Annotated in this window: 9 protein-coding genes; all 9 read right to left on the bottom strand. The window is 68.4% G+C overall.

Translation table 11 applies throughout. The features are described from left to right. The coding region (locus A5733_RS27895) for a hypothetical protein (protein ID WP_142253916.1) at positions 1 to 326 on the bottom strand (326 nt) is incomplete at its 3' end. 338 nt (positions 327 to 664) lie between these two features. Continuing rightward, positions 665 to 793 carry a hypothetical protein gene (locus tag A5733_RS28085; protein ID WP_255376480.1) on the bottom strand — a complete coding sequence of 43 codons (129 nt, stop codon included), beginning with the start codon at positions 791 to 793 and terminating at the stop codon, positions 665 to 667. Positions 794 to 795: 2 nt separating this feature from the next. Then, the gene (locus A5733_RS10445; RefSeq protein ID WP_076240061.1) at positions 796 to 1,020 is read right to left on the bottom strand and encodes a hypothetical protein; all 225 of its coding nucleotides are present in this window, start codon (positions 1,018 to 1,020) and stop codon (positions 796 to 798) included. After that, complete coding sequence (locus A5733_RS10440) at positions 1,010 to 1,567, bottom strand: hypothetical protein (RefSeq protein WP_076240060.1); 558 nt, start codon at positions 1,565 to 1,567, stop codon at positions 1,010 to 1,012. The genes A5733_RS10445 and A5733_RS10440 overlap by 11 nt, the downstream gene beginning before the upstream one ends. Beyond that, positions 1,560 to 1,874, bottom strand: coding sequence for a glutaredoxin family protein (locus A5733_RS10435; protein WP_076240059.1), 315 nt, complete (start codon positions 1,872 to 1,874; stop codon positions 1,560 to 1,562). Before A5733_RS10435 ends, A5733_RS10440 begins: the two co-directional genes overlap by 8 nt. After that, complete coding sequence (locus A5733_RS10430) at positions 1,867 to 2,193, bottom strand: hypothetical protein (RefSeq protein ID WP_233152667.1); 327 nt, start codon at positions 2,191 to 2,193, stop codon at positions 1,867 to 1,869. Before A5733_RS10430 ends, A5733_RS10435 begins: the two co-directional genes overlap by 8 nt. Further along, positions 2,190 to 3,569, bottom strand: a complete 1,380-nt coding sequence (locus A5733_RS10425) for a DNA cytosine methyltransferase (RefSeq protein ID WP_076240058.1) — start codon at positions 3,567 to 3,569, stop codon at positions 2,190 to 2,192. Before A5733_RS10425 ends, A5733_RS10430 begins: the two co-directional genes overlap by 4 nt. Further along, positions 3,562 to 3,822 carry a hypothetical protein gene (locus A5733_RS10420; RefSeq protein ID WP_076240057.1) on the bottom strand — a complete coding sequence of 87 codons (261 nt, stop codon included), beginning with the start codon at positions 3,820 to 3,822 and terminating at the stop codon, positions 3,562 to 3,564. The genes A5733_RS10425 and A5733_RS10420 overlap by 8 nt, the downstream gene beginning before the upstream one ends. Further along, the coding region (locus A5733_RS27470) for a hypothetical protein (protein ID WP_158070601.1) at positions 3,822 to 4,055 on the bottom strand (234 nt) is incomplete at its 5' end. The genes A5733_RS27470 and A5733_RS10420, both read right to left, overlap by 1 nt.

Below are 4,055 nucleotides of genomic sequence, written 5' to 3'. Positions count from 1 at the left end.
GAGGGCTCCCACAGCAGGAGCAGCCGCCCGCTGATGCCGCAGTGTGAGATCAGATCGTGTGGTTCGTACGGGCAGCCGTCGCCAGGGGTGAACCACCAGCCGCCCGTGCCGGATTGCCAGGTGCAGGCGTGCTCGTCGGGGCACGGCGAGTGCACGACGACCGACCCCGACGGCAGCTTGTCCAGCTCTTCGGCCGTCTCGATGCCGCGGGCGGGTGGACGCCAGCCAGCGGCGAGCACGGCGTCTACCGCCTGCGCTGGTGGTGTCCATGCCCACGGCATCGCTACGGACATCAGCTCGGCCAGGATGTCGCGGCCACTCGCCATCGCGAGCCTCCTCGGTGGGGACGTGAATCAGGACGAGGTGGCCGGGTGCGCGGAACAGGTCACGCGAGTCGAGCAGCCCGTTCTTGGAGATCCAGCTGAGGTGTTCGGTGCGCTGCCAGGCCGCCCCGGTGTGGGTGTTGATGACGACAGACAGCGCGGGCAGTGCCGACAACTCAGACGGGGTCTCGATGACGCGGGCGGGTGGACGCCAGCCCGCGGCCAGCATGACGTCCGCGCGGTGCTGGTCGATGTGCTCGGAAAGCGCTTTCCCGCATGAACACCAGTAGCCGCGGGCTTTTGGCTGGTGCGGGTTGATCAGCTCGGCCAGGGTGTCGCGGTCACTCATCGGTCTCGAACTCCTCGGTCGTGTCGATGCGCTCGGCATGGGCGTAACCGCAGGCGGTGTTGGGATCGCGGCGCGGGTACAGGCAGGAGTTCACGCTGCCGCGCTGGTTGCAGTCGGTCATGGTCAGTACCCCAGTTCCAGGAAGACGATCTGGTGCGTGAGCCGCGACCCGAGGTAGGCCATCCAGTAGCGGGGGTTCCAGTGGCTCATGCGCCGCCAACGGTCCCCGCGCAGCTCGCGTACATAGAACCGACCGTCGTCACCCTCACCGAGCAGGAACAGCGTGTCGGCGCATACCCGGTCGGCCGTCGCGGTCCAGTGATCGAGGTAGTCGCGGTCACTCGCCATCGGTGGCCTCCTCGGTGGGTACGTACAGGACGGTGACGGACTTGTCGTCCCGGAACACCTCGTAGTGGTAGGCGGGAATGTTGTGCCCCACCCACAGCCATCCATCGGTGACGCGCTGCCAGACCGTGCGGGTGTCGGTGCCCATGACCACAGCCCCGACAGGCAGGTTCGTGAACTCGGCGTAGTCGGTGATCTCGCGGGCGGGGGGCCGGAATCCGGCGGCGAGGATGGCGTCGGCGGCGCATCGGCTCAGGAACTCCCTGCTAGCCGTGTCGCGGTCCGGGTTGCCGAGCTCGCTGTCGAGCAGCGCGGCGAGCTGGTCGCGGGCTTCTCCCAGATGGCGGCAAGCTGCGTCGAAATCGCTGCCCTTGGCGTCGAGGTCGTTGCGCAGTGCGGCGATTTCAGCGCGGGCATCCAGCAGCTCGGTAGCCATCGCGGCGATGCAGCCGTCGTGCTCAACCAGCCAGTAGGCCGGGAATCCGTCGGCGTCGTCGCCCCATTGGGTCAGCTGCTCGTTGGTCAGCGGGGCGGGGATCTGGTCAGGCATGGTCGGCTCCCTCGGTGAGGTACTGCTCGGCCGCGGCCTCGAGCTCGGCGGCCTCGGCGGGATCGGGCGCGGTCGCCAGGTTTTCGGCGAGCCGCTTGATGTGGGCGTGCCGGTACCCGGACCAATGCATGTCGCCGGCGGTGACGACGGGCAGGGTCCGGTAGCCGAGCATGGTGACGGTGTCGGCGCCGGCCTGGTCGGTGTCGACGTCGACGTACCGGTAGGGGAGGTCGAGGCGGTCGAGGTGTTGGGTGGTGGTGCGGCATTGCTGGCAGCCGCGGCGGCCGTAGACGGTGATCTCAGGCATTGGTCTGCGCCTCCACCGGCTCGTAGGTGGCGGCGAAGATGTCGGGCTTGACCGGGTAAAACTCGCCCTTGATGCCGCGCACAATCCAGTCGCCAGGGAGGGCACTCATCGCGCCTTCGAGCGTGCACACCAAAAGAACGTGCGTGTCCCGGCGGCAGGCGTCGCCGTCCGGGCAGTTGTAGGTGATGGTCACGTTATTGGCATGCGCCCACTCGATAATCGGGGCCGCTGCTTCAGCGGTGCCGTCCCACTGAACGGCGTCGATCTCGACGGGCTTCTTGCGGTAGCGGTCAGACATGTTCGTCTCCTGGTTGTTCATGCGGTGGCTCCGAGGCTTTCGGCGACGACTCCGACGAGGTCGCGGGCGGCTGGTGGGGTGACGGCGTTTCCGGCCATGCGGACTTGCTCGCGCCGGTTGCCGAGGACGATGTACTCGCGCGGGAAGTCCATCGCCGCGACGATTTCGCGGGGCTCGAGCATCCGGAACCGGACGTCGTTGATGTCGATCGCGGGGCCGATGGCGATGCCGTCGGTCTCGCGGGTGGTCCGGGCCGGGATCGGTTCGGCGGTAGACGTCGCGTGCTCGCGCCATGTCCCGCCGGCGGGGGTGACGAGTCCGTGGTGGCCGCCGCCAGCGGTCACCGTGCACAGCGGGCGGGTCACGGGCCGGTGTTTCGAACCGCCGCCGCGGAGTTCGGCGACAAACGCCCACCCGGTTTCGCGGCGGGTCGACATCGTGCGCAGCGGCCGATCGACGGGGTGGGCGTGCTTGCCTTCGCGGCCCTCGACCGGTACAGCGAGCCCGTGGTGGATCCAGTACTTCTCGATGCCCGCCTGGATCCGGGCCATCGTTTTGGCTGCCAGAGGTTTCGTGCGGTCGCCGATGCGGGTGCCGAGGTCGGACCAGTCGATGATCTCGGCGGCTGGACGCACCGCAGGTTCGAGGATCTGGTTGCGGCAGGTCACGTTCGGGCACCGGTACACGTACTGCGAGCGGTACCGCGCCACCTTCGACCCGCCCGGCTTGAAAGCCTGCATCGCCGAGACCGGGCCGCAGTCCGGGCAGACGGTCCGTGGGCGGGTGACGCGCTCGATGTCCGGGCGCCGATCACCCTTCCGCCAGAACACGACATAGAGCCGGTCCCGGCTTTGCGGGGCGCCCTGCCCGAACAGCTGGGCGTGCATCGAGTTCAGGTACACGATGTGGTGGTCGTAGCCCATCGCGTCCATCGTCGACAGCCACGACCGGAACAGCGTGCCCTTCTCCGGCGACCACTCCGGCGCCCACTCGACCGCCTCGGCGACGTTCTCCACGATGATCGCCCGATACCCGTGTGCCTCGGCGAACCGCGGCACGTCCCACATGGTGGCGCGGGAACGTTCGGCGGCCTCGTCCGGCAGCGGCTCGTCATCGAACAGATTCGCCGGGCGAAGCTTCTTCTGCCCCTTGGCCCGAGAGTGGTTCGTGCACTCCGGTGACGCCCACAGGATGTCCGTGGCCGGGAAGTAGCGCGGGTCGATCTGCGACAGGTCCGCGCAAATGTGATCGGCATCGGGGTGGTTGGTGTTGTGGGTCTCGACGGCGAGGTTCCAATGGTTGGAGGCGACGCGGACCTCGATGCCGGGCACCTGGATCGCGCCGGTCGAGGATCCGCCGGCGCCGCAGAACAGATCGGTGAGCGTGAGGTTAGACATGGTCGGCCTCCTCGCCGGTGGCGGCGCGAATGCGGATCGCCTGCAGCACGGTCTGCAGGACGCCGTTCACGCGGTCGACCCAGCGGTCGGTGCGGTCGTGGTGCGCGCGGTGGAGTGCCGGGTCGGCGACGAGTGCGCCACACGTGGGGCATGCACTCGCATCGGTTGGGGTCTTTTGCCCGGCTGGTTTGCCCGCTGCCGCATCGGGACGCGGTTTTGGTACCCGGGTGATGGTGAAAGGCTTCTCGGCCATCACAGGGCCTCGAGGGTGCGGACGGTTCCGCCGTCGCGTTCGGTGCGGGCGGTCCAGGTGGTGGGGTCGCTGTGCCAGACCTGGCCGCGCACTCGGTTGTTGTCGAGCCAGTAGCCGACGAACTGGCGGCGGCCGAGCTGGTCGGGTTCGTGGTCGAGGTATCGGATGAGGCATTCGCGGGGGTGCCGGAACTCGGAGACCGTGGGGTGGGTGGTGTCTCTTGTACACATCTC

This window comes from Mycobacterium sp. NS-7484 (assembly GCF_001953975.1).
Lineage (GTDB): Bacteria > Actinomycetota > Actinomycetes > Mycobacteriales > Mycobacteriaceae > Mycobacterium.
This window is presented reverse-complemented; position numbering and strand designations above follow the sequence as displayed.